We start from the raw sequence: 24,862 nt of genomic DNA, 5'->3' as shown, positions 1-24,862 counted from the left end.
ATGTCCCCCTTCGCCTGGACCACCTTCAAGCTCTTTGGCGGCGTCTTCGGCGTGCTCGTGCTGGCCTCGGCCATCGGCGCGCTGCTCAAGTGGCGCGTGGCGCACGGCCAGCCGCACTCGGTGATCGACAACCTCAACTCGCGCGTCAACGCGTGGTGGGTCATGGTGGCGGTGATCGGCCTGGCCTTTGCCTTCGGCAAGGGCGGCGTGATCGTGCTGTTCTACCTGATCTCGTTCTATGCACTGCGCGAGTTCATCAGCCTGGCCTACACGCGGCGCGGCGACCACGGCGCCATTGCGCTGGCCTTCTTCGTGGCGCTGCCGGGCCAGTACTTCCTGATCTGGATCGACTGGTACGGGCTGTACTCGATCTACATCCCGGTCTACGCCTTCCTGCTGCTGCCCATCCTGGCGGCCGTGGGCGGCGACACGCAGCGCTTCCTGGAGCGCACCTCGAAGATCCAGTGGGGCCTGATGGTGTGCGTGTTCTGCATCAGCCACGTGCCGGCGCTGCTCACGCTGCAGATCCCGGGCTTCGAGGGCCGCAACCTGCTGCTGATCGCCTTCCTGGTCATCGTGGTGCAGGGCAGCGACGTGCTGCAGTACGTGTGGGGCAAGCTCTTCGGCAAGCGCAAGGTGGCGCCCGAGCTCTCGCCCTCGAAGACCTGGGAAGGACTGATCGGCGGCGTGGCCAGCGCCACCGCGATGGGCGCGGCGCTGTACTGGGCCACGCCCTTCAACCCATGGCAGGCGGCGCTCATGGCCTTCATGATCTGCCTCTTGGGCTTCTTCGGCGGGCTGGTGATGTCGGCCATCAAGCGCGACCGCGGCGTGAAAGATTGGGGCTCCATGATCGAAGGCCACGGCGGCATGCTCGACCGGCTCGACTCGGTGATCTTCGCGGCGCCGATCTACTTCCACGCGCTGCGCTACTGGTGGGTGCCATGAGCCCGGCGGCGAAGAAGACCGCGGTCAAGACCGACCGCATCGTCGACGACACGCCACTGGAATGCGCCGACGCCGCCGCGCTGCTGCGTTGGTACAAGAAACACCATGCGAGCCACGCCGGCGTCTGGCTGCGCATTGCGAAAAAAGCCAGCGGCATCGCCTCCGTCGACCACCCCGAGGCGCTGGAGATCGCGCTGTGCTTCGGCTGGATCGACGGCCAGCGCAAGAGCCAGGACGCGCAGTTCTTCCTGCAGCGCTTCACGCCGCGCACCGCGCGCAGCATCTGGTCGAAGATCAACCGCGACAAGGCGCTGAAGCTCATCGACGAGGGCCGCATGCAGCCCGGCGGCCTGGCCGAGGTGGAGCGCGCCCGCGCCGACGGCCGCTGGGAGGCGGCCTACGACGCCCCGAGCGTGGCCACCGTGCCGCCCGACCTGCAGGCCGCGCTCGACGCCAACCGCAAGGCCAAGGCCTTCTTCGCCACGCTCGATGCGCGCAACCGCTTCGCGGTGCTGTTCCGCACGCAGGGCGCGAAGAAGCCCGAGACGCGCGCCCGGCGCATCGCGCAATTCGTCGAGATGCTCGCCAAGGGCGAGAAGATCCACCCCTGAGCCTGCACGCGGCGGTGCGCGCCGCTCACTGCGGCCCGGTGCCCGTCGCGATGACCGCGAGCTGGTCGGGGTCCACGATGCGGATGCGCTTGTAGCTCATGTCGATCACGCCTTCCGCGACCAGCCGCCCCAGCTCCTTGTTGATGGTCTGGCGCGACAGCCCGAGCATCGCCGCGAGGTCGTTCTGCGACAGCCGCACCGGCAGGCTCGCGGCGGCCTCCACCTGCATGCCGTAGAAGTGGATCACGCTCATCAGCGTGGCGGCCACGCGCCCGCGCACCGAGTTCAGCATCTGGTTCTGCAGCAGCACCACGCTCAGCCGCTGGCGCTTCAGGCCCAGCCGGGCCACGCCGCGCCACAGCGCGGGCTCGGCGTCGAGCACCGCGATCACGGCGTCGCTGGGCAGGTGGACGATCACCGAGTCTTCGTGCGCGTGGTAGTCGTAGGGCAGCGGCACGTCCTCGAGCAGGCGCACCAGCGGCGCCACCTGGCCGGGCCCGAGCAGCGCGTTGACGTACTTGCGCCCCTGCGGGCTCATGCTGCTGATTTCCAGGCAGCCTGACACCACCGCCAGCAGCTCGCGCTTGTGGCGGTCGCGCGCCAGCACCTGCGTGCGGCGGCGGTAGCGCACCAGCCGCGCCGACTTCATGAGCTCGGCGCGGCGCGCGTCGGGCCATTGGGAAAACAGCTCGTTCCAGCGCAGCGCGCGGTCGAGCAGCTCGGCGCTGTCTTCGGCGTCGGGAGGGGTGGTTGCAGGTGGTCGGGTCAGCGGGTTCTCCCTGCCCTGGTGTTCACGAATCTGTCAAAGCGTTGACAGATTCGGGGGCCCTTCATTTCTATCGTAAGCCCCGGACATCGACAAGCACACAGGCGGCACCGCCTTGCGGCTCGCCACACCGGAGACAACCCAAATGAAGAAGACAGCCACCGCGGCCCTCGCGCTCGCGGCCTGCGCCCTTGCGTCCGCGCAAAGCACCGTGAGCGTCTACGGCACGCTCGACCTGTACGTGGCGCACGCCAGGTCGGGCCCCGCCTCCTCCACGCGGCTGGAGGACGGCGGCCAGACCGCCTCGCGCATCGGCTTTCGCGGCACCGAGGACCTGGGCGGCGGCCTGGGCGCGCACTTCACGCTGGAGAGCGGCTTTGCGCCCGACACCGGCAACGGCACGCTGCCCGGCCCCGCGATGTCGTTCAGCCGGCAGTCCTTCGTCGGGTTCTCGGCGCCGTGGGGGCAGATCGACGCGGGCCGCATGTACACGCCGATGTTCTACGCGCTGTTCAAGGCCGACCCCTACGGCCTGAACTCGGTGTTCTCGCCCATCAACCTGGTGGCCGCCACCGACGCGCAACCGGGCCTCACGCCCTTCGCGGCCCGCGCCAGCAACATGGTGCGCTACCGCACGCCGGCCAGCATGGAGTTCTTCGCCGACCTGGCCTACGCGCCCGGCGAATCGAGCGCGCCGAGCCACCAGAGCGGCAACGTCTACGGCGGCAACATCGGCTGGGCGCGCAAGCCCTACTACATCGCCTATGCCTTCCAGCGCGCGCGCTCGGGCTCGGCGGCGGCGCCCGTGGCCTCGCCCGCCACCACGACCTACCAGGCGCTGACGGGCTCCTACGAGCTGCCCTCGATCGGCCTGCAGCTGTACGCCAGCTACGTGCGCAACGCCTCGAGCCTGCCCAACGTGCCGACCGCGAAGCTCGTGAACCTGGGCGCCACCTACAACGTGACGCCGGCCTCGAACCTGATCTTCGGCGCCACGCAGCGCAAGGTGGCTGAGAGCGAACGCTCGCAGCTGGCGTGGACGCTGGGCTACGACTACTACCTGAGCAAGCGCACCGTCGTCTACGCGCGCTGGCTGCGCCTGCTGAACCGGCACGGTGCCTCGGCCTCGCTCGCGACCATCCCGGTGGTGGCCAACAGCGGCAACGACGTGCGCGTGCTCGCCACCGGCATCCGCCACAACTTCTGACTTCCGAACCCTTCGCCATGCCCATGGACTTCTTCTCTTCGCAAGCCGAATCCCTCTCGGCGCTGTTCGCGCCGCGTGCCATCGCGGTGGTCGGCGCCTCGTCCAACGCGCAGAAGATCGGCGGCATTCCCGTCGACTACCAGCGCCGCTTCGGCTTCGAGGGCGCGCTGTACCCGGTCAACCCGAACGCCGACCGCATCCAGGACCTGCCGGCCTACCCCAGCCTGCGCGCCATCGGCCAGCCGGTGGACCTGGCCATCCTCGCGGTGCCGTCGGCGCTGGTCGACGGCGCGCTCGACGACGCCATCGCGGCGGGCGTGAAGGGCGTGGTGCTGTTCTCCTCGGGCTTTGCCGAGGTGGGCACCGAGGGCGCGGCGGCGCAGGCGCGGCTGGGCGACAAGGCGCGTGCCGCGGGCGTGCGGTTGGTCGGCCCCAACTGCCTGGGCTTCATGAACATCGCGCGCCACGTGTACGCCACCTTCTCGCCGGCGCCCGGCGTGGGCCGCGTGATGCCGGGGCGCATCGGGCTCGTGAGCCAGTCGGGCGCGTTCGGCGCCTATGCCTACGCGATGGCGCGGGCGCGCGGCGTCGGCCTGTCGCTGTGGGCCACCACCGGCAACGAGGCCGACGTGCAGGTCGCCGACTGCCTGGCCTGGCTCGCGCAGGACCCCGACACCGACGTGATCATGGCCTACATGGAAGGCTGTCGCGACGGCCCCCGCCTGCGCGCCGCGCTGGCGCTGGCACAGGCCAACGGCAAGCCGGTGGTGATGGTCAAGGTCGGGCGCACCGCACTCGGCGCCGAGGCCGCGGCCTCGCACACCGCCGCACTGGCGGGCGACGACGCGGTGTACGACGCCGTGTTCCGCCAGTACGGCGTGCTGCGCGCGCGCAACCTCACGGAGTTCTTCGACCTGGCCCACAGCGCGGCCGTGGCAGGCCGCCCGCGCGACCGCTCGATCGGCCTGTTCACGCTCTCGGGCGGCGTCGGCGCGCTGATGGCCGACGAGGCCTCGGCCCAGGGCCTCGATGCCCGGCCGCTGAGCGAGGCCGCGCAGGACACGCTGCGCCGCTGGGTGCCCTTCGCGGCGCCGCGCAACCCGGTCGACATCACGGGCCAGGTCACCAACGACATGACGCTGATCGATCGCACGGCGCGCGTGATGCTGGACGACCAGGGCTTCGCGTCGTGGATGGGCTTCCTGGCTGCCGCGGGCGCGTCGGACGCGTTCTGGCCGGTGCTGCGCTCGTTGGTGAGCTCGCTGCGCGAGGCGTATCCCGACACGCTGCTGGCGGTGAGCACGCTGCTGTCGCCCGAACGTCGCGCCGAGCTCGAAGCGATGCGCTGCCTGGTGTTCGCCGACCCGTCGGATGGCATCCGCACGATCGCCGCGCTGGCAGGGCTGAAGCCTGCGGCGGCGGTGGTTGCGGCGCCCGCGTCGATCCAGGCGCCGCTGACGCTCGCGCCCGGCACGATGTCCGAGCCCGACGCGCTCGCGCTGCTGGCCGATGCCGGCGTGCCCGTGGTCGCGCACCGCGTGGTGCGCAGCGCCGACGAAGCCGCGGCTGCAGCCGACGCGCTCGGCGAGGCGGTGGTGGTGAAGATCGTCAGCGCCGACATCCCGCACAAGTCGGACGTGGGCGGCGTGGCGCTCGGACTGCGCGGCGCGGCGCAGGCGCGCGCGGCCTTCGAGCGCACGCGCGACCTCGCGCTCACCGCACGGCCCGAGGCGCGGCTCGACGGCGCGCTGGTGGCACGCATGCTGACGGGCGGCGTCGAATGCATCGCGGGCGTGCACCGCGACCCGGTGTTCGGGCCGGTGCTGATGTTCGGCCTGGGCGGCATCCACGTCGAGACGCTGCGCGACGTGTCGCTGCGCGCACTGCCGATCACACGCGACGACGCGCTGGCCATGGTGCGCGAGCTGCGCGCCTTCGCGATCCTGAACGGCGCGCGCGGCCGGCCGCCGGTCGACCTCGATTCGATCGCCGATGCGCTGTGCGCGCTCGCCGACTTTGCACAGCGCGCGGGCGACTCGCTCGACAGCGCCGAGATCAACCCGCTGATCGCGCGCGCGCACGCCGAGGGCGGCTGCGTGGCGGTCGACGCGCTGGTCGTCGGCCGCGCGCCCTGAAGCACAACAACAACCACCGGAGACATCGCATGACGACATCGAAGAACGGACTCGGGCGCGCACTCGGCGCGGGCGCGGCACTGGCGCTCGCGGCAAGCACGGCGGCGGCGGCCACGGAAGCGCCCTTCCCCTCCAAGCCCGTGCGCATCATCGTGCAGTACCAGGCGGGCGGCTCGACCGACATCCTCGCGCGGCTCGTGGCCGAGGGCCTGTCGAAGCGGCTGGGCCAGCCGGTGGTGGTCGAGAACCGCAGCGGCGCGGGCGGCATCATCGGCACCGACTACGTGGCCAAGAGCCCGCCCGACGGCCACACGCTGCTGCTCACGGTGCCGGGCCCCGTCACGGCGAATCTGGTGCTCTACAGCAAGCTGCCCTACGACCCGCGCACCGACCTGCGCATGGTGTCGGACATCGCCACCACGCGCACCGTGCTGGCGGTGCACCCTTCGGTGCCGGCGACCGACTTCAAGAGCCTGATCGCCGCCGCCAAGGCCGCGCCCGGCAAGTACTCGATGGGCTCGTGGGGCCCGGGCACGCAGCCGCACCAGGTGCAGGTCTACATGGACAAGGCCTATGGCCTGCAGACGATGCACGTGCCCTACAAGGGCGAGAGCCCGATGGCGATCGACCTGATCGGCGGCGTGATCCAGATGACCGTGGGCTCGGTCACCACGCTGCAGCCGTACATCAAGGCCGGCAAGCTGCGCCCGCTGGCCGTGGCCGGCCCCCGGCGCGCCCGCGCGCTGCCCGACGTGCCCACCTTCGCCGAGCAGGGCTACGCCGACGAGGTCTACGCCATGACCGGCCCGACCTCGCTGATGGCGCCGGCCAAGACGCCCGACGCCATCGTCGAGCGCCTGGGCCGCGAGGTCAGCGCGGTGGTGCGCCAGCCCGAGGTGAGCCGGCGCATCGAGGAGCTCGGCGCCGAGCCCGTGGGCAACCTGCCGCCCGAGGCCGCCGCGGCCTACAAGGCCTTCCTGCCCGTGACGCTGAAGCTCACGCAGGCCACGGGCGTGAAGCTCGACTGAACCGCCTTCCCCTCTCCCTCTTTCCGAACCCCGAGGTCTCTCCCATGAACGCTCCCGCTCCCGTGCCCGACATCGCCGCCGCCCGCAAGGCGCTCGCCCGCTCCATCGGCCTGGCCGCCTTCGTCTACGGCTATCCGCTCACCGAGACCTACCGCACCTGCGCCATGCAGACCGCGCCGCGCGCCGAACGCCGCAGCGGTGCCTCGGCCGGCTCCGACGTGCGCGCGCCGCTGAACACGCTGCACCACGCGCCGCGCCCGTCCACCCACGAAGACCGCGACGTGGTCACGCCCGCCAACGACCTGCTCTACACCATGGCCTGGCTGCATCTGGCGCGCGGGCCAATGCTGCTGACCGTGCCTGCGTCGGCACGGCACCCGGGGCGCTACTTCGTGCTGCCGCTGTACGACGCCTACACCGAGAACTTCGAGAACCTGGGCCCGCGCAACTGCAACCCCGAGGGCGAGACGGTGGTGCTCGTGGGCCCCGGCGGCACCGTGCCGGAATCGCTCGCCGGCCACCGCGTGGTGCGCTGCCCGACCGACCTGGTCTGGCTCATCGGCCGCATCCTGGTGGGTGATGAAAGCGACTGGCCGGCCGCGCGGGCGCTGCAGTCGGAGATCCAGCTGACACCCGCGCCCGGCACCGTGCTGCAGGGCCGCCCGGCCGCCATCGAGCAGTGGGCCGGCCCGCACGAGGACGTCATGGCCGCCGCCTTCGAGCACGGCGAGCCCGCTGCAGAAGTGGCGCCGCGCTTCTTCACCAACGTGTGCCACGCGCTGGCCGAAGCGCCGGGCCGCGTGGAAGACCGCGCGCTCGTGGCGTGGTTCGGCCAGGGTGGGCTGCTGGCCAACGCTGCGTTCTCGTGGGACGCGCTCGAAGCACCGCTGCGCGAAGGCCTGATCGAAGGCTTCGCCGAGGGCGTGCAGCTGGTCGGCGCGGTGGGCCGCAACCGCCGGCCCAAGCCCTGGTCGATGACGCCGGCCACCGGCCGCTACGGCAACGAGTTCCTCGGCCGCGCGCGCACCGCCTACCTGGGCCTGGGCGCGCTGGCCACCAGCGAGGCGGTGTACGCCGCCGCACACCACGATGCCACGCAGGAACCGCTGGACGGCCAGCGCCGCTACACGATGCGCTTCGAGGCCGGCGACCTGCCGCCCGCGGACGCCTTCTGGTCGGTCACGCTGTACGACAGCGACCGTTTTCTCTACCCCAACGACGTCCGCCGCCACGCCATCGGCGACCGCACGCCCGGGCTGAAACGCAACGCCGACGGCAGCCTCGAACTGGTGGTGAGCCACGCGCGCCCCGCCGACGCCGCCAACTGGCTGCCCGCGCCGGCCGGGCGCTTCTACCTGATCCTGCGCATGTACTACCCGCGCGAAGGCGTGCAGGGCTGGCGCATCCCGGCGCTGCAGGCACAACAGGGCTGAGCACGATGCAACCGCACACCGACTCCCTTCACGCCCTGGCCGAAGAGGCCGTGGTCTACGCCTACCCGCTGTACGAGATGTGCCGCATGCGCGCGGCCACCTCGCCGCAGCGCACCGACGCCGCCGGCGAGGCGCCCAAGCCGCTGCGCTGGTGCAACGTGTTCACGCACGCGCGCCAGCTGCTGGGCGCGGGCAAGAGCCGCGTCGTCACGCCGAACAACGACACGCTCTACACCAACGCCTGGCTCGACCTGGGCGAGGGCCCGCTCGTGATCGACGTGCCCGACACGGCCGGGCGCTACTACGTGCTGGGTTTGCTCGACTTCTTCACCAACCCCTTCGCGCACCTGGGCCAGCGCCTCACGGGCACGGCGGCGCGCACCTTCGTGGTCACGCCGCCGGGATGGCGTGGCGCGCTGCCCGCAGCCTTCGACGCGCCGGGCGCGCGCATCGAGGCGCCCACGCGCTGGCTGTGGATCATCGGGCGCCTGCTGGTCGACGGCCCGCAGGACGTGCCGGCCGTCAACGCGCTGCAGGACGGTTTTCTCGTGCGCACGCTGACCGACTGGGAAGCCGGCCGCCGCTCGGCGCCGCGCGCCTTCGATCCGGCCTGCGACCCGAAGGCGCCGCTCACCGCGGAGCACTTCGCCGCGCAGGTGAACGCGGCGCTGCGCGACAACGCACCGCCGGCTGGTGATGCGACGCGGCTTGCGCGCTACGCATCGCTCGGCATCGGGGCCGATGCAGGCGCACTCGACGACGGCCAGCGCGCCGCGCTGCAGGCCGCGCTCGACACCGTTCTGCCCCGGCTGCGCGAGGCGCAGTCGGGCCGCACCACGGCCTCGGGCTGGGTGCAGATGCCGCTCGTGGAAGGCTCCTTCGGCGACGACCACCTGGCGCGCGCGCTGATCGCGCTCAAGTACATCGGCATGCTCGAAAGCCGCGAGGCCACCTACCCGATGGCCTGGCACGACGCCACGGGCGAGGCCCTCACCGGCCAGCGCCGCTACACGCTGCGCTTCGCACCCGACGCGCTGCCGCCGGTCGATGCCTTCTGGTCGCTCACGATGTACGACACGCGCGACTACATGCTGGTCGACAACCCGATCGACCGCTACGCCATCGGCGACCGCACGCCGGGACTGCGGCGCGACGCGGACGGCGGGCTCACGCTGCACATCCAGCACGCACGCCCCGAAGGCGAGGCCGCATTCGCCAACTGGCTGCCGGCGCCCGAAGGCAGCTTCTACCTGTGCCTGCGCGCCTACGTGCCGCGCGCCGAACTGCTCGACGGCCGCTACCAGCTGCCGCCCCTCACCGTCACCAAGGATTCCGCATGAGCGCCACCGCTGAAAAACCCCAAGCAGCAACAGAAGAAGAAAAGCCCTTCCTCATCGTCGGCACCGGCACCGAGACCGTCGCGCCGGGCCTGCACATCCTGCGCGGACAGGGCCAATCGTTCGTGGCCGAGACCAACGTGGGCCTGGTCGTGATCGACGCCGGCCCGGGCGGCTCGGTGACGCAGGGCATGATCGACGCGCTGCGCCAGCTCAGCGACGCACCGGTGCATGCGCTGTGCTTCAGCCACGGCCACATCGGCTACAACGCCGGCGTGCCGATGTGGCTGGCCCATGCCGCCGCGCGCGGCGATGCGCCGCCGCGCATCATTGCGCACCGCAACGTGCCGCGCCGCCTGGCGCGCTACCGCGAGACGCTGGCCCTGCAGCACCGCATGGCCGAGATCCAGTTCAACCGCCCCGCCGGCTTCTTCGACCACCGGCTGGTGACACACCCGCCCACCGAGACCTTCGACGACGTGCTGCAGATCGGCAGCGGCGAGCGCCGCATCGAGCTGCGCTGGGCGCCCTCGGAAACCGACGACGCGATCGCGCTGTGGAGCCCGGCGCAGCGCGTGCTGTACGGCGGCGCGGCGCTGATCGACTCCATTCCCAACATCGGCACGCCCTTTCGCACGATGCGCGACACGGTGCGCTGGGCCGACACGCTGGAGACGCTGGCGGCGTTGAAGCCGCGCAAGGCGGTGCGCGAATTCGGCGCCACGCTCGAGGGCGAAGACCAGGTGCAGCACGTGCTCGTGCACACGGCCCGCGCGCTGCGCTGGGTGCGCGCGGAGGTGGTGCGGCTCATGAACGAGGGGCTCAACGAGCGCGACATCCTGGCGCGCATCCGCTTTCCCGACGAGCTGTTCGCGGTCGAGTGGATGAAGCCCACCTACGGCGACCCGGGCTACATCGTGCGCGACATCTACCGCTCGGAGAACGGCTGGTGGGACCGCAACCCGACCTCGCTGCACCCGGCCGCGCCCGAGGCCATCGGCCGCGCGGTGGCCGACGCCATCACCGACAAGCGCGGCGTGATCGACCAGGCACGCGCGCTGGCGGCAAGCAGGCAGTGGCAGCTCGCGCTGCACGTGATCGACCTGCTGGCCACCGCCGAGGGCGAGGCCAGCGAGATCGCCGAGGCGCGCTCGCTCAAGGCCGAATGGCTGCGCGAGCGGGCCCGCGAAGTGCCCAGTTACGTCTCGCGCAACCTGTATCGCGTGGGCGCGGACATGATCGAACAAGGCACGCAGGCGCGCTTCGGCATCCGCTGAAGCCTTTCCATCGGAGACACGGACCATGACAACGACAACACCATTCCGCTTCGGCCTGCGCACGCTGCTGGCCGCCTGCTCCCTGGCCGCACTGGCAACGGCCAGCCACGCACAACAGGCCGACAGCTACCCCGACAAGCCCGTGACGCTGGTCGTGCCCACCGCGGCGGCCGGCGGCACCGACACCATCGCGCGGCTGATCGGCGACGGCCTGGGCAAGATCCTGAAGCAGCCCTTCGTGGTCGACAACCGCCCGGGCGCCAACGGCATCCTCGGCAGCGAGGTGGTGGCGCGTTCCACGCCCGACGGCTACCGGCTGCTGTTCACCTACGCCGCGACGATGGTGGTGAACCCCAGCCTCTACAAGAAACTGCCCTACGACCCGCTGAAGGACTTCGTGCCGATCGCCCAGGTCGGGCGCGGCGGCAACCTGCTGCTGGTGCGCAAGGACCTGCCGGTGAAGACCATCCAGGAGTTCGTCGCCTACGCCAAGGCGCGCCCCGACAAGCTCAGCTACTGCTCGTGGGGCAACGGCTCGGGCGGCCACCTGGCGATGGAAAGCCTCAAGAAGCAGGCCGGCCTGGTCATGACGCACGTGCCCTACAAGGGCAGCGGCCCCTGCGTGCAGGACCTCGTGGGCGGCCAGGTCGATGCGGCCTTCGCCGACATCTCCTCGACCGTGGAGATCGTGCGCGCCGGGCGCATCCGGGCGCTGGCCAACAGCGGCCCCTCGCGCATCCCGATGCTGCCCGACGTGCCCACCATGACCGAGAGCGGCTACCCCTTCACCACCTACGCCTGGTACGGCCTGCTGGCGCCGGCCAAGACGCCGCCGGCCGTCGTGAAGAAGCTCAACGAGGCCGTGAACCAGGTGCTGCGCGACCCCGCGGTGGTGCGCCGCATGTACGAGCTGAACTTCAACGACCTGCCGCAGAACACGCCCGAGCAGTTCACCGCCACGATCCGCAGCGACCTGCGCGACTGGGGCGCGCTGGTGAAGGACATCGGCCTGACGCTCGAATGAACGCCTGAGCGGCCCTGACCAAGGGTAAGCAACATGGTCGGGCGGCGGCGCTTCCCACACACTGCGCCGTGACAGGCACGGTTTCTGCTCATCGGCTGCGCGATGGCAACTGCGCCAGCGCGCACCATGACCGAGCTTCTTCACTTCAGCCGACAACTCACCGCCGAAGCCCAGGCGCAGGCCTCGGGCGTCGGCGCCTGGGACCAGCACTACGAGCAGCTGTCCAACGGCCGCTTCGAGGGGCTGGCCGAAGACCTGCACCTGGACTTCGTGCAGGTCTTCCACGAGCGCGCCAACCAGACCGTGCTGCAGCGCGGCCGGGGCCGCCCCGGCGCCATCGCCTTCGCGCTCACCGAGACGGCCGCCCCGGGCAGCTGGTACTGCGGCCACGACCTGGGCGGGCGCCAGCTCAGCGCGCTGCCGCCGCGGGGCGAGTTCGAGCTGCTGGCCGGCGCCGGCATGGACCTGATGGCCGTGTGCGTCGACACCGAACCGCTGGCCAAGCTGGCCACCACCCTGTTCGGCCCCGACTTCGAACTGCGCATGCCGGCGCCCGCGCCGGTGCAGCACCCCGGCTTCGACGAAACCGCCTTCACCCGCCTGCTGGGCGCCGCCCTGTCGCTGGCGCGCGACAACCTCGCGCAGCTCGAACAGCCGGCCGCGCGCCACATGCTGTCGCTGTCGCTGGCCGACGCGGTGCTGCAGTGCATGGGGTCGAAGGCCTTCGAGGCCCGGCTGCCCGCCAGCACGGCGGCGCGCCGCCACATCGTGGCCAAGGCGCGCGAGTACATGCAGGCGCACGCCGACGAGCCCATCAGCGTGCCCGACCTGTGCGCGGCCACGGGCGTGTCGCGCCGCTCGCTGCAGTACGCCTTCGAGGACGTGCTGCACCTGAGCCCCGTCACCTACCTGCGCGTGATGCGCCTGAACCGCGTGCGCTGCGAGATGCAGGCCTGCCGCGACGACACCATCGGCGACATCGCCGCGCGCTGGGGCTTCTGGCACCTGTCGCGCTTTGCCATCGACTACGCGCGCCTGTTCGGCGAGCTGCCGTCCGCCACGCGCGCGCGGTGGTTTGCCAAATCTTGATAACGCCCGCGCCGGCGGCGCTCTTACCTTCGCGGTTGTCCACCACAACACGCGAAGAAGGATGCAGCCATGCGCAGCAGCTACCACCGAACGCCCGGCCGCGGCGCCGCACGGCGTCTCCTGGGCACCGCCCTGGCCTCTGCCCTGGCGCTCGCCCTCGGCACCCTGAGCCCTGAGCCGGCCCTGGCCCACGGCGGCGCGGCCCACATGGTGCCGCTGAAGAAGACGGTGGAAGACTTCGGCGGCACGCTGCGCTGGGACAGCTTTGCCAACGTGTTCACCGTGGCGCGCAACGGCACGCTGGTGCGCCTGAAGCCCGGCTCGAAGACGGCGCTGGTCAACGGCCAGCCGATGCAGCTGGACGTGCCCGTCGTCATGCGCAAGGGCGCGGCCTACGTGCCGCACGACTTCGTGAACCAGGTGTTCCAGTCCAGCCTGGACAAGACCTTCGTGGTCGAGCGCGTGCCCAACCCGCTGAACCCGCTCACCGAGGCCGAGATCCAGGCCACGCTCGAGGTGCTGAAGGCCTCGGGGCGCCACAAGGCCGGCCTGCGCTTCACCGAGATCAGCGTGAAGCGCCCGCCCAAGGACGAGGTCTGGAACTTCGCGCTCACCGGCCAGCCCGTGCGCGCGCCGCGCCAGGCGGCCTTCGTGGCGCTGGACGGCAAGAAGGTCATCGAGGGCACGGTCGATCTCGCGGCGCGCACGCTCACCGCATGGAAGCCGATCGAAGGCGCGCACGGCATGGTGCTGCTGGACGACTTCGCCACCGTGCAGAGCGCCATCGAGGCCAGCCCCGACTACGCCAAGGCCCTGGCCACGCGCGGCATCGCCGACGTGAAGAAGGTGGTGGCCACGCCGCTCACCGTGGGCTATTTCGACGGCAAGGATTCGCTGCGCCAGGAAGACCGCCTGCTGAAGGTGGTGAGCTACCTGGACGTGGGCGACGGCAACTACTGGGCGCATCCCATCGAAGGCCTGGTGGCGGTGGTCGACCTGGAGCAGAAGAAGGTCATCAAGATCGAGGACGGCGGCCTCGTGCCCGTGCCGCTCAAGCCCACGCCCTACGACGGGCGCGACCGCGCGGCCACGCCCGCGCCCAAGCCGCTGGAGATCACCGAGCCCGAGGGCAAGAACTACACGATCACCGGCCACACGATGCACTGGCGCAACTGGGACTTCCACGTGCGGCTCGACTCGCGCGTGGGCCTGGTGCTGTCCACCGTCACGTACAACGACAAGGGCACGAAGCGCAAGGTGATGTACGAAGGCTCGCTGGGCGGCATGATCGTGCCCTATGGCGACCCCGACACCGGCTGGTACTTCAAGGCGTATCTCGACTCGGGCGAGTACGGCATGGGCACGCTCACCTCGCCCATCGAGCCGAACAAGGACGCGCCGCAGAACGCCGTGCTGCTGGACGCCACGCTGGCCGACTACACCGGCGCGCCCACCAAGGTGCCGCGCGCCATCGCGGTCTTCGAGCGCTATGCCGACCCCGAGTTCAAGCACCAGGAGATGGGCAAGCCCAACATCAGCACCGAGCGGCGCGAGCTGGTGGTGCGCTGGATCAGCACGGTGGGCAACTACGACTACCTGTTCGACTGGGTGTTCGCCGAGAACGGCACCATCGGCATCCACGCCGGCGCCACCGGCATCGAAGCGGTGAAGGGCGTGAAGTCGCGCACCATGCAGGACCCGACGGCCGCCGAGGACACGCGCTATGGCACGCTGCTGGACCACCACATCGTCGGCACCACGCACCAGCACATCTACAACTTCCGCCTCGACCTCGATGTGGACGGCGAGCAGAACACGCTCACCGAGGTCGACCCCGTGGTGCTGCCCAACACGCGCGGCGGCCCGCGCACCAGCACCATGCAGACGGTGCAGCGCACGGTGCGCACCGAGCAGCAGGCGGCGCAGAAGTTCGACCCCTCGACCATCCGCCTGCTGAGCAACCCGGCGAAGAACAACAAGGTCGGCAACCCGGTGTCCTACCAGCTGGTGCCGTACGCGGGCGGCACGCACCCCATCGCCAAGGGCGCCAACTTCGCGAAGGACGAGTGGATCAACCACCGCCTGAGCTTCATGGACCGCCAGCTCTGGGTGACGCGCTACGACCCCGAGGAGCTGTTCCCCGAAGGCAAGTACCCGAACCGCTCCAACAAGGACACGGGCCTGGGCCAGTTCACGGCCGACAACCAGGAGATCGTGAGCACCGACAACGTCGTGTGGCTCACCACCGGCACCACGCACGTCGCGCGCGCCGAGGAGTGGCCGATCATGCCCACCGAGTGGGTGCATGCGCTGCTCAAGCCCTGGAACTTCTTCGACGAGACGCCGACGCTGGGGCTGAACCGGCCAGCTGCGAAATGACTACATCCGACGAGGCCATCGGCCGCTACGAAGACCTGATGACGCTGGCGCCCGCGCTGCAGGCGCCGACCTACCGCCACATGGACCGGCTCTACGCGACGCGCGCGATCCGTCGCGGCACGCAGGTGCATCCGCTGCCCGAGGGCACGCCGGTCGATGCGCAGCGCTTCGGCATCAGCGACTTCATGGCGCGCAACCACACGGCCGGCCTGCTGGTGATCAAGGACGGCCGCGTCGTGCTCGAGCGCTACGCCATGGGCAACGACGCAGCGACGAAGTGGCTGTCGTTCTCAGTCGCGAAATCGCTGACCTCCACGCTGGTTGGCGCGGCCGTGAAAGATGGCCACATCGCCAGCCTCGACGATCCTGTGGTGCGCTACCTGCCCGCATTGAGTGGCTCGGCCTACGACGACGTGACGGTGAAGCAGGTGCTGCAGATGAGCTCGGGCGTGGCCTGGAACGAGGACTACCTCGACGCCGACTCCGACCGGCGCCAGCTGATGCGCGTGCAGCTCACGCGCGAAAAGGGCGCGGTGCTGAAGTTCATGGCGCAGCGCCCGCGCGTGGCACCGGCGGGCACGCGCTTCAACTACAGCACCGGCGAGACCTGCCTGGTCGGCGAGATCCTGGCCAGCGCGATCCGCCGGCCGATCAGCGACTACCTCTCACAAAAAATCTGGGCACCCTTCGGCATGGAGGCCGACGCCTACTGGCAGCTCGATGCGGTCGACGGCCAGGAGTTCACTGGCAGCGGCGTGAACGCCACGCTGCGCGACTTCGGGCGCTTCGGCCTGTTCGTGCTCGGCGGCGGCATGGCCGGCGGCCAGCAGGTGCTGCCCGATGGCTGGGTGGCCGATGCCACGCGCGTCGACGCGGCCAGCCACCTCGCGCCCGGCACGCTCGCGGGCTTTGAGCCGATGGGGTACGGCTACCAGTGGTGGACCTTCCCGACCGGCGAGAAGGCGCTGCCCGAACTCGACGGCGGCCTGTTCGCCGCGCTCGGCATCTTCGGCCAGCAGGTCTACATCCATCCGAAGGAACGGCTCGTGGTCGCGATCCACAGCACGTGGCCGGCGCCGATCCATCCGCCGAGCCTGGTCGAGACCGATGCGCTGCTCGGCGCACTGACCGCCGCGCTGCGCACCTGAACAGAGCGTGGCGCACGCCACGCCCTGCACTGCGTCAGGAAAAGATCACCTGCGCGTCGGTGTACTCCTTCAGCCCTTCTTCCGCGAACTCCACGCCGAGCCCCGAGGCCTTCACGCCGCCGAAGGGCGCGTTGGGCTGGATGGCGCCGTGCTTGTTGATCCACACCGAGCCGCACTCCAGGCGCGAGGCGATGCGCTTGGCGTGCTCGATGTCCTTCGACCACACGGACCCGCCGAGGCCGTTCTCGCTGTCGTTGGCGGCGCGGATGGCCTCTTCGACATCGGTGTAGCGGATGACGGGCAGCGCGGGTCCGAACTGTTCTTCGTCGACCAGCGCATCGCCGTTCTTCAGGCCCGCGACGATGGTCGCGGGGAAGAACAGGCCCTCGCCCGGTTCGCCGCCCGTGAGCACCTGGCCCTTCTTTTTCGCGTCGGCCACGAGCCGCGCAACCTTGTCGAACTGCATGCGGTTCTGCACCGGGCCGAGCACGTTCTTCTCGTCCATGCCGTCGCCCATCGGCACCTGCTTCGCAAAGGCCGCGAGATGCTCGCACACCTCGTCGTGGATGCTGGCGTGCACGTACAGGCGCTTCATGGCCGCGCAGGTCTGGCCGTTGTTGAGGAACGCGCCCCAGAACAGGCCTTCGGCGATGGCCTTGGGGTCGGCGTCGGGCAGCACGATGCCGGCGTCGTTGCCGCCGAGCTCGAGCGTGAGCCGCTTCATGGTGCTGGCGGCCGACTGCATCACCTTCTTGCCGGTGGCGCAGGAGCCGGTGAACACGATCTTGCGGATGACCGGGTCACTCGCCATGTCGGCGCCGAGGTTGGAGGTGCGGTCGTCGCAGCTCACGCTGTTGACCACGCCTTCGGGCAGCACCTCGTTGAGCAGCTCGACAAAGCGCAGCGTGGCCAGCGGCGTGTAGGGCGAAGGCTTGATGACGACCGTGTTGCCCGTGCGCAGCGCCGGCAGCACGTGCCACACGGCGATCAGCACGGGAAAGTTCCACGGCGTGATCGAGCCGACCACGCCCACGGGCTTGCGGAAGATCTCGACGTGGCCCTGCGCGTTGTCCTGCAGCACGCGCGGCGGCAGCGACAGCGCCGCGGTGGCGCCGGCCCAGGCCGCGGCGCCGCCCAGCTCCCAGCGCGACCCCAGGCCGTTGAGCGGCTTGCCCTGCTCCAGCGTGAGCAGGCGCGCCAGTTCTTCGGCGTGCGCGCCGATCTTCTCGGTGACGGCGCGGCAGGCGGCGGCCAGTTCGTCGTCGGACTTTCGCGACCAGCTCGTGAAGGCCTTTTGCGCGGCGGCCACGGCGGCGGCGAGGTCGTCGCGCGAACCGTTCGGCGCGGTGCCGATCACCTGGCCGTTGGCGGGGTTGCGCACTTCGAAGGAGGCCGTGCCTGGCACCGCGCGACCGCCGATCGTCATTCTTGTCTCTTGCATTGCTTTGTCCTGGTTGGGTTGACGCTGGCGCGCGCCGCAGGGCGGGCGCGCCGAGCCAATGTAGGAAAAGCAGGGGCCGGCGTCTTGGAGCCAGGCGTCAGCGAATGGACTCAGGCGTCAGTGCGTCAGTGCGTCAGGGGTCCAAGTGCCAGGCGCCCCGGCGGCACGCCGTAGCGCTTGCGGAACTCGCGGTAGAAGAACGACAGGTCGTTGAAGCCGCAGTCGTAGGCAACCACCGCGATGGCCGGCGCGGGGCCGCCCTGCCGGGCCGCCGCATCGAGCGCGGCGCGCGCCGCCGCCAGCCGCGCGTCGAGGATGTGGCGGCTCGGCGAAACGCCCAGTGCCTCGAAGGCCCGCTGCAGCAGCCGCGGTGACACGCCCAGGTGCCGCGCCAGTTCGCCCGCGTGGAAGGCTGGGTCGTGGAACTGCAGCGCCACGTGGTCCATCGCGCGGCGCAACACGCCCTCGCCGGCGTTGCGTGACAGCAGCGCGGGCGCCTGCCGCGCGCGCTCGACCAGTACCGAACCGAAGACGCCGAGAAAGGCCTCCACGAGGTGCGCGTCGTCGGACTGCCCGCTGTCGAGCAGGCGCGCGAGGATGGCGCGCATCGCGAAGCCCAGCGCGTCGCCGCGTCGCACGCACACGCCGCCCTGCAGCGCGGGGCCGAAGCGCGCGAGCATGTCGGCGCGCGGCAGGTGCACCGACACCTGCTGCGAGCTGGCGCCGTCGTAGACGAACTCCGAGGGCCGCGCCGAATCGATCAGCACGATGTCGCCGGCCTGCACCGCGATCTGCTGCGCGCCCTGGCACATGAGCGCGCCGCCGTGGTCCTGGAACACGAGGAAGAAATGCTCGCGGTCGTCGCGCCGGATGGCCTGCGCGTCGCGGTGCACGCGCTGCAGGTTCTGGCCGATGAGCGCCACGTCGACACCGCCGGCGCGCCGCACCTCGATGCCGCCCGAGACGGTCTGCTGGCGCGGCATGGGCACGGGCGTGAAGTTGCCGCACACGGCCTGCAGGCGCGGGCCGACGAGCTCGAACGGCATCTCGGCGCGCATCCGCGGCGTCAATGGGCCACCGGTCATGCTTGCAGACAGGGGGGCGAAAGAGGAAGCGCTCACGAGGTGTCTCCTTGCAACGCATGTTCGCCGGGCTTCCAGGGGCCCAAGGCGACCCCGGACTTCCACAGCTTGAGTGCGCCCGGCAGTATGGCGCGGCTGCCGACCTTTGCCACGCCCTGCTTGCGGATCTCGCGGTTCAGGCGCGACGAGAAGGCGGTGATCTTGCCGAAATCCCAGGCGCCGACGTCGCCCATCTCGCTCACCGTGCCCGACCAGGCCTGGGCACGCTTGAGCGTGTTGTGGTTGGTGTGAGAGTCTTCGAGCCGCGCGTCGCCCTCGGACAGCGCGCTCAGGTACAGCTGCACCAGGCCCCAGCCGTCGGCGCTGTAGCGAAAGGTGGCGCCATCGCAGGCCTTCGGGTCGAGCGCCACGTGACGAGGCACGAAGGGCGGCCCGGCCCCCAGCACGTAGAGCTGCAAGTGCACAGCGCGCCACTTCCTCCCATTGGGGTAGCGCCGCTCGAACTGCGCCAACACCTCGGCGGCCGTATGGAAGCGTTTCAGGGGCTGGCCGAAGTCGGAGCCCAGTTCATGGACCTCGCAGCTGCCTTCGGCCAGCAGCCACGTGAGCAGGCCCTCATGGTCTTCGGGCGTGGCGTAGAAGTCGCAGTTCGGCATGTCGTGCCTGCCTTCGGTGGCCTGCGGTTACTTCGCCAGGGCTTTCAGTGCCATCTTGATGCCGTCGCTCACGCTCGCGTCCTTTGGCAGCGCCTTCAGCGCGAGCGCGGCTTCCTTGTCGCTGTAGCCCAGCGCCACCAGCGCCTGCAGGATGTCGGCCTGCGCGTCGGACGCGGCATGCGCCGGCAGGCCGATGTCGGCGCCCAGCTTGCCCTTGAGCTCCAGCAGCAGCCGCTCGGCGGTCTTCTTGCCGATGCCCGGGATCTTCACGAGCCGGCCCAGCTCCTGCGTGGTGATGGCCTGCGCCAGCTCGCCCACGCTCATGCCCGAGAGCAGGCCCAGCGCGGTGCGCGGGCCCACGCCGGTGATCTTGATGAGCTGGCGGAAGGCCGCCCGCTCCTCGGCGGTGCCGAAGCCGTAGAGAATCTGCGCGTCCTCGCGCACGACGAAGTGCGTGAGCAGCGACACCTTCGCGCCGACGTTGGGCAGGTTGTAGAACGTGCTCATCGGCACGTCGACCTCGTAGCCGACGCCGTTGCAGTCCACCACCACCTGCGGGGGGTTGCGCTCTGCGAGCGTGCCGGTCAGTTTGCCTATCATGGGTGCCCTTTTTCCTTGAAATGTCCGGCGTGATTCTGCGACACACCTTTACCCCCCTGAACAATTCGCGCCTCGGCCACCTGTGCGGCCCGCTGGATGCGCACCTGCGCCGCATCGAGGACGCCCTGGGCGTGAAGATCGCGCACCGCCACGAGCAGTTCAAGGTCGACGGCCCCAAGGCCCCGGCGCAACGGGCCATGGAGGTGCTGCAGGCGCTGTACGAGATCGCCCAGCGCGCCATCGACCCGGCCGTGGTGCAGCTCACGCTGGCCGGCGACGGCTCGATGAGCGACGAGGATGCGGCCATGCTCGTCACGCGCCGCGCCGACCTGCGCGCGCGCACGCCCACGCAGGCGCTGTACCTGGACAACATCGCCAAGCACGACATCACCTTCGGCATCGGCCCGGCCGGCACCGGCAAGACCTACCTGGCCGTGGCCTGCGCGGTCGATGCACTGGAGCGCGCGGCGGTGCAGCGCATCGTGCTCACGCGCCCCGCCGTGGAAGCGGGCGAGCGCCTGGGCTTTTTGCCGGGCGACCTGACGCAGAAGGTCGACCCCTACCTGCGCCCGCTGTACGACGCGCTGTACGACCTCATGGGCTACGAGAAGGTGCAGAAGGCCTTCGAGCGCAACGTGCTCGAGATTGCGCCGCTGGCCTTCATGCGCGGGCGCACGCTGAACAACGCCTTCGTGATCCTCGACGAGGCGCAGAACACCTCGGTGGAGCAGATGAAGATGTTCCTCACGCGCATCGGCTTCGGCGCCAAGGCGGTGGTGACGGGCGACGTGAGCCAGATCGACCTGCCCAAGCAGCAGCTCAGCGGCCTGATCGACGCCGAGCGCGTGCTCAAGCGCGTGGCCGGCATCGCGACCACGCACTTCACGAGCGCCGACGTGGTGCGCCACCCGCTGGTGGCGAAGATCGTCGATGCCTACGACGGGCAGCGCAAGCGCTCGGGAGGCCACTGACATGGCGGCCTCCTTGCTTCCGGCCCTGTCGCTGTCGCTGCAGTTCGGGCGCTTCAAGGGCGTGGAGCGCCACCGCGCCGCGCTGCCGCGCCACAGCGTGACGCGCTGGATTCGCCACGCGCTGGACATCGACGGCGAGATCACCGTGCGCATCGTCGATGCCGACGAGGGCCAGCGCCTGAACCGCGAGTTCCGCGGCAAGGACTACGCGACCAACGTGCTCACCTTCGACTATGCGCAGGGCCCGGTCGTGATGGCCGACCTGGTGCTGTGCGCGCCCGTGGTGGCGCGCGAGGCCAAGGAAAACCGCAAGACGCTCGCCGCGCACTACGCGCACCTGCTGGTGCACGGCACGCTGCACGCGCAGGGCTGGGACCACGAAACGAGCGAGGCCGACGCGGACGAGATGGAAGCGTACGAAATCGAGATCCTCGCGGGCCTGGGCATTCGCAGCCCGTACGGGCGCTGAGCGGAGGCCGCGTCAGTGTCGGACACCGATCCCTGGTTGCCGCGCTGGCTGCCGCTGCTGCGCGAATGTGCCGGCGACGAGCCGGTGCTCGAATTGGGCTGCGCAGCGGGTCGCGACACCGCCACGCTGGTCGATGCCGGACTGCGGGTGGTGGCGGTCGAGCTGTCGTCCGACGCCTTGGCGCAGGCGCGGCAACGCGTGCCGACAGGCGCCGAGTTCCACTGCGGCGATTTCCGCGAGGCGTGGCCGCTGGCGGAGGGCGCCACGGTCGGCGCCGTGCTCGCGAGCCTGTCGCTGCACTACTTCGCGTGGGACGAGACGCTGGCGCTGGTGCGGCGCGTCCACCGCGTGCTGCGGCCGGGTGGCGTGCTGCTGTGCCGCCTCAATTCGGTCAACGACCTGCACCACGGCGCGCGCGGCCCGTCGGCCAGCGGGCGGGATGAGGATTTTTTCTACACGGTGGACGGCGTCCCCAAGCGCTTCTTCGACCGCGCCGCGGTCGAGCGGCTGTTTGCCGACGGCTGGCAGCTGCAGCACCTCGAGGAGGTGCGCGTGCTGCGCTACGACGAACCGAAGGTGGCGTGGGAAGCGGTGATCCGGCCTGCGCCGTTCACGCCGTCATCTGCAGCGGGATCGTGACCGGCCCGTCGTTCAGCAGGTGCACCTGCATGTCGGCGCCGAACTCGCCGGTCGCCACCACCGGATGCGCGCCGCGCGCCTGCGCCACGAAGTACTCGTAGAGCCGGCGGCCCTCGTCGGGCGGCGCCGCGAGCGTGAAGCTGGGACGGTTGCCGCCGCTCACGTCGGCGGCCAGCGTGAACTGGCTCACGACCAGCAGGCCGCCGCCGATGTCCTGCACGCTGCGGTTCATCTTGCCGGCCTCGTCCGAGAAGATGCGCAGCTTGAGGATCTTGGCGAGCAGGCGGTCGGCCACGCTGTCGCCGTCGCCGCGTTCGGCGCACAGCAGCACCAGCAGGCCGGCCTCGATGGCGCCGACGGTCTGGCCCGCGATGTCGACGCGGGCGTGGGCGACGCGCTGGAGCACGGCTTTCATGAATGGTGGTCCTCGAGTCGGGTGGCGCGCGCTTCCATGGTGAGCGGCAGCAGTTGGATGGTCACGCGCAGGCCGGGCACGGCGTCCATGAGCGCCTGCTCCAGTTCGTCGCGCAGGTTGGCGGCGCGCTGCAGGGTCCAGTCGCCGGGCACGTGCATGTGCAGGTCGGCAAAGCGGCGCTGGCCGGCACCGCGCGTCACCATGTCGTCGAAGCGCAGGCGGTCGCCCTCGGCATGGTTGGCGGCGAAGGCGTCGAGCGTGGCGCGCACGGTGGCGAGTGTCTCGGCATCGAGCGCCTCGTCCATCAGGCCCTGCGAGGAGCGCCACACGAGCTTGAAGCCCTCGCGCACGATGTTGAGCGCCACGCCGATGGCGATCAGCGGGTCGAGCCAGAGCCAGCCGCTGAAATGCACGGCCACGATGCCGACCAGCACGCCGACCGAGGTCCACACGTCGGTCATCAGGTGGCGCCCGTCGGCCTCCAGCGCAATGGAGCGGTGCGCGCGCGCCGCGCGGAACAGCACGAACGCCAGCGCCGCGTTGAAGCCCGAGCTGATCACCGACAGCGCCAGGCCCCAGCCCAGCTGCTCCAGCGGCTGCGGCGACAGCAGCCGCAGCACCGACACCCACAGGATGGCGACGGCGGCGGCCACGATCAGCAGGCCCTCGAAGCCGGACGAGAAGTACTCGGCCTTGTGGTGGCCATAGGGATGGTCCTCGTCGGCCGGGCGCTCGGCGATGGTCACCATGGCCAGCGCGAACATGGCGCTGGCGAGGTTCACGCAGGACTCCATGGCGTCCGAAATCAGGCCCATCGAGTTCGTCAGGTAGCCGGCCCATCCCTTCAGGAGGATGGTGATCAGGGCCACCGCGACAGAGACGCGAAGCAGCGTTTTAGGGGTCAACGTCATGCAGAAAGAACAAGATCAGGTAAAAAGGGCCTGTGCGGGCGGGCATTACGTCGCAGGAATCGGCTGAATTATCAGCCGCGTGACCATATGTAACGCCTTCGCCTTAATATTTGCGCTCATTGCGAAGCAATCAGTCACAGAGAGGCAAATGATGAAGAAATTTTTGACCGCCGCCCTCGGGCTCGCCATCGTCGGCGCAGCCACCCTGGCACAGGCCCAGGCTCCCGCTGCGGCTCCCGCTGCGCCCCAGCAGGCCGGGTTCGTGAAGACGGTGCGCGGCAACGTCCAGCTGCTCGACAGCGCCGGCGCCACGCGCACGGCCGCCCCCGGCGACGCGTTGGGCGCGGTCGATCGCATCGTGACCGGCCCGGACTCGTCGGCGGCCGTCGTGCTGCGCGACAACACCACGCTGATGGTCGGCCCGTCCTCGCGCATGGACCTCAAGGAATTCCACTTCGACGGCACCACCCGCGACGGCGGCATGCTCGTGTCGCTGCTGCGCGGCTCGATGCGCATGATCACCGGCCTCATCGGCAAGACCAACCCCGACGCCGTGCGCGTCGAAACCCAGACCGCCACCATCGGCATTCGGGGCACGGACTTCATCGTGCAGACCGACGGCCAACCCTGAAAAGATGCAGACACCGCCACGCCGCTCCCCCCTTCTTCCTGCGACCGCGCTGGTCGCCCTGTTCCTGGCCGCCTGCTCCTCGCCGGGCACGCGCGTGGTGCTGTTGCCCCAGGCCGACGGCACGCCCTCCGCCGTGGTGGTGCGCGCCAAGGACGGCGAAGAAGTGCTCTCCAAGCCCTACCAGCGCGCCACGGCCGCAGTGGGCGCGAGCGGTGCGCCGGTGGTCGACCAGGCCGACGCGGCCAAGGTCCAGGCCGAAAACAAGCCCCTGTTCGACATGCGCCCGCCGCTTCCGCAGCGCTACACGGTGTTCTTCGAAGTGGGCACCACCACGCTGACGGCGGCGTCGCAGCAGATCATGACCGAGGCATTGACCGCCGCGCTGGCCCGCAGCGGCGGCGACATCGTGGTGACCGGCCACACCGACACCAAGGGTGCCGGCGAGCAGAACGACCAGCTGTCGCGCCGCCGCGCGCAGGAAGTGGTGCAGCTGTTCGTGGAGCGCCAGTTCCCGGCGAACCGCATCGAGGCCGTGGGCCGTGGCGAACGCGACCTGGCCGTGCCAACCGCCGACGAGGTGGACGAGCCGCGCAACCGGCGCGTGACCATCGAGGTCCGCTGACCCCGCCGCGCTGCCCCCATTGAAAAAGGCCCCGAGGGGCCTT

24 protein-coding genes are annotated in these 24,862 nt (G+C 70.4%); 17 read left to right on the top strand and 7 right to left on the bottom strand.

What is annotated here, in order from left to right; genetic code table 11:
- Both AC07OX_RS21760 and AC07OX_RS21755 read left to right on the top strand, forming a co-directional pair.
- Entirely contained in the window at positions 1 to 948 is a 948-nt protein-coding gene (locus AC07OX_RS21760) for a phosphatidate cytidylyltransferase (protein WP_172438312.1), read from the top strand.
- Entirely contained in the window at positions 945 to 1,559 is a 615-nt protein-coding gene (locus AC07OX_RS21755; protein ID WP_062482720.1) for a YdeI/OmpD-associated family protein, read from the top strand. The genes AC07OX_RS21760 and AC07OX_RS21755 overlap by 4 nt, the downstream gene beginning before the upstream one ends.
- A 25-nt stretch (positions 1,560 to 1,584) precedes the next feature.
- On the opposite strand, the gene AC07OX_RS21750 is transcribed toward AC07OX_RS21755, so the two are convergent.
- Positions 1,585 to 2,208 (bottom strand): Crp/Fnr family transcriptional regulator, encoded by a 624-nt coding sequence (locus AC07OX_RS21750; protein ID WP_223301435.1) that lies wholly within the window; start codon positions 2,206 to 2,208, stop codon positions 1,585 to 1,587.
- A gap of 262 nt (positions 2,209 to 2,470) precedes the next feature.
- Between AC07OX_RS21750 and AC07OX_RS21745 the strand changes: the two genes are divergently transcribed.
- The 10 genes from AC07OX_RS21745 to AC07OX_RS21700 all read left to right on the top strand — a co-directional run bounded on the left by AC07OX_RS21745 (position 2,471) and on the right by AC07OX_RS21700 (position 16,382).
- The gene (locus AC07OX_RS21745; protein ID WP_139704412.1) at positions 2,471 to 3,532 is read left to right on the top strand and encodes a porin; all 1,062 of its coding nucleotides are present in this window, start codon (positions 2,471 to 2,473) and stop codon (positions 3,530 to 3,532) included.
- 23 nt (positions 3,533 to 3,555) lie between these two features.
- Complete coding sequence (locus AC07OX_RS21740) at positions 3,556 to 5,667, top strand: acetate--CoA ligase family protein (protein ID WP_495262466.1); 2,112 nt, start codon at positions 3,556 to 3,558, stop codon at positions 5,665 to 5,667.
- Positions 5,668 to 5,696: 29 nt separating this feature from the next.
- A complete protein-coding gene (locus tag AC07OX_RS21735; RefSeq protein WP_495262437.1) occupies positions 5,697 to 6,695 on the top strand; it encodes a Bug family tripartite tricarboxylate transporter substrate binding protein in 999 nt (332 codons plus the stop codon).
- Between the two features lie 44 nt (positions 6,696 to 6,739).
- On the top strand, positions 6,740 to 8,128 hold the full coding sequence (locus tag AC07OX_RS21730) for a DUF1254 domain-containing protein (RefSeq protein ID WP_495262438.1): 1,389 nt from the start codon (positions 6,740 to 6,742) through the stop codon (positions 8,126 to 8,128).
- A gap of 5 nt (positions 8,129 to 8,133) precedes the next feature.
- Complete coding sequence (locus AC07OX_RS21725; protein ID WP_495262439.1) at positions 8,134 to 9,468, top strand: DUF1254 domain-containing protein; 1,335 nt, start codon at positions 8,134 to 8,136, stop codon at positions 9,466 to 9,468.
- Positions 9,465 to 10,742, top strand: coding sequence for an alkyl sulfatase dimerization domain-containing protein (locus AC07OX_RS21720; RefSeq protein ID WP_495262440.1), 1,278 nt, complete (start codon positions 9,465 to 9,467; stop codon positions 10,740 to 10,742). The genes AC07OX_RS21725 and AC07OX_RS21720 overlap by 4 nt, the downstream gene beginning before the upstream one ends.
- A 25-nt stretch (positions 10,743 to 10,767) precedes the next feature.
- Positions 10,768 to 11,766, top strand: a complete 999-nt coding sequence (locus tag AC07OX_RS21715; protein ID WP_447747292.1) for a Bug family tripartite tricarboxylate transporter substrate binding protein — start codon at positions 10,768 to 10,770, stop codon at positions 11,764 to 11,766.
- A 126-nt stretch (positions 11,767 to 11,892) separates the two neighbouring features.
- Positions 11,893 to 12,855 carry a helix-turn-helix domain-containing protein gene (locus AC07OX_RS21710; protein WP_062479263.1) on the top strand — a complete coding sequence of 321 codons (963 nt, stop codon included), beginning with the start codon at positions 11,893 to 11,895 and terminating at the stop codon, positions 12,853 to 12,855.
- Between the two features lie 69 nt (positions 12,856 to 12,924).
- Positions 12,925 to 15,234: a primary-amine oxidase gene (gene tynA / locus AC07OX_RS21705; RefSeq protein WP_495262441.1), complete on the top strand. Its 2,310-nt coding sequence runs from the start codon at positions 12,925 to 12,927 to the stop codon at positions 15,232 to 15,234.
- Positions 15,231 to 16,382, top strand: a complete 1,152-nt coding sequence (locus AC07OX_RS21700; RefSeq protein WP_495262442.1) for a serine hydrolase domain-containing protein — start codon at positions 15,231 to 15,233, stop codon at positions 16,380 to 16,382. Before tynA ends, AC07OX_RS21700 begins: the two co-directional genes overlap by 4 nt.
- Before the next feature lie 34 nt (positions 16,383 to 16,416).
- On the opposite strand, the gene AC07OX_RS21695 is transcribed toward AC07OX_RS21700, so the two are convergent.
- From AC07OX_RS21695 to ruvA, 4 genes are all read right to left on the bottom strand, one after another.
- Entirely contained in the window at positions 16,417 to 17,823 is a 1,407-nt protein-coding gene (locus tag AC07OX_RS21695) for an aldehyde dehydrogenase family protein (protein ID WP_216846565.1), read from the bottom strand.
- Between the two features lie 125 nt (positions 17,824 to 17,948).
- Positions 17,949 to 18,944: a helix-turn-helix domain-containing protein gene (locus AC07OX_RS21690; protein WP_495262443.1), complete on the bottom strand. Its 996-nt coding sequence runs from the start codon at positions 18,942 to 18,944 to the stop codon at positions 17,949 to 17,951.
- The gene (locus tag AC07OX_RS21685) at positions 18,941 to 19,561 is read right to left on the bottom strand and encodes a hypothetical protein (RefSeq protein WP_495262444.1); all 621 of its coding nucleotides are present in this window, start codon (positions 19,559 to 19,561) and stop codon (positions 18,941 to 18,943) included. Before AC07OX_RS21685 ends, AC07OX_RS21690 begins: the two co-directional genes overlap by 4 nt.
- Positions 19,562 to 19,588: 27 nt before the next feature.
- Complete coding sequence (ruvA, locus tag AC07OX_RS21680; RefSeq protein ID WP_056577514.1) at positions 19,589 to 20,161, bottom strand: Holliday junction branch migration protein RuvA; 573 nt, start codon at positions 20,159 to 20,161, stop codon at positions 19,589 to 19,591.
- Between the two features lie 20 nt (positions 20,162 to 20,181).
- Between ruvA and AC07OX_RS21675 the strand changes: the two genes are divergently transcribed.
- From AC07OX_RS21675 to AC07OX_RS21665, 3 genes are read left to right on the top strand one after another with little or no spacing between them, the layout of a single operon-like run.
- Positions 20,182 to 21,132, top strand: a complete 951-nt coding sequence (locus AC07OX_RS21675; protein ID WP_172438305.1) for a PhoH family protein — start codon at positions 20,182 to 20,184, stop codon at positions 21,130 to 21,132.
- A 1-nt stretch (position 21,133) separates the two neighbouring features.
- Positions 21,134 to 21,601 (top strand): rRNA maturation RNase YbeY, encoded by a 468-nt coding sequence (gene ybeY / locus AC07OX_RS21670; protein WP_495262445.1) that lies wholly within the window; start codon positions 21,134 to 21,136, stop codon positions 21,599 to 21,601.
- Positions 21,602 to 21,616: 15 nt separating this feature from the next.
- Positions 21,617 to 22,240, top strand: coding sequence for a class I SAM-dependent methyltransferase (locus tag AC07OX_RS21665; protein WP_495262446.1), 624 nt, complete (start codon positions 21,617 to 21,619; stop codon positions 22,238 to 22,240).
- Here AC07OX_RS21665 and dtd read toward each other — a convergent pair.
- Positions 22,212 to 22,655 carry a D-aminoacyl-tRNA deacylase gene (gene dtd / locus AC07OX_RS21660; RefSeq protein ID WP_062479238.1) on the bottom strand — a complete coding sequence of 148 codons (444 nt, stop codon included), beginning with the start codon at positions 22,653 to 22,655 and terminating at the stop codon, positions 22,212 to 22,214. The two genes, AC07OX_RS21665 and dtd, sit on opposite strands and share 29 nt — an antisense overlap.
- Positions 22,652 to 23,566 (bottom strand): cation diffusion facilitator family transporter, encoded by a 915-nt coding sequence (locus tag AC07OX_RS21655; protein WP_062479235.1) that lies wholly within the window; start codon positions 23,564 to 23,566, stop codon positions 22,652 to 22,654. The genes dtd and AC07OX_RS21655 overlap by 4 nt, the downstream gene beginning before the upstream one ends.
- A 148-nt stretch (positions 23,567 to 23,714) precedes the next feature.
- Between AC07OX_RS21655 and AC07OX_RS21650 the strand changes: the two genes are divergently transcribed.
- Both AC07OX_RS21650 and AC07OX_RS21645 read left to right on the top strand, forming a co-directional pair.
- On the top strand, positions 23,715 to 24,197 hold the full coding sequence (locus AC07OX_RS21650) for a FecR family protein (protein ID WP_495262447.1): 483 nt from the start codon (positions 23,715 to 23,717) through the stop codon (positions 24,195 to 24,197).
- Between the two features lie 4 nt (positions 24,198 to 24,201).
- On the top strand, positions 24,202 to 24,819 hold the full coding sequence (locus AC07OX_RS21645) for an OmpA family protein (RefSeq protein WP_495262448.1): 618 nt from the start codon (positions 24,202 to 24,204) through the stop codon (positions 24,817 to 24,819).
- Positions 24,820 to 24,862 lie beyond the last annotated feature (43 nt).

It is taken from the genome of Variovorax sp. GW821-FHT09D07, assembly GCF_059416345.1.
This window is presented reverse-complemented; position numbering and strand designations above follow the sequence as displayed.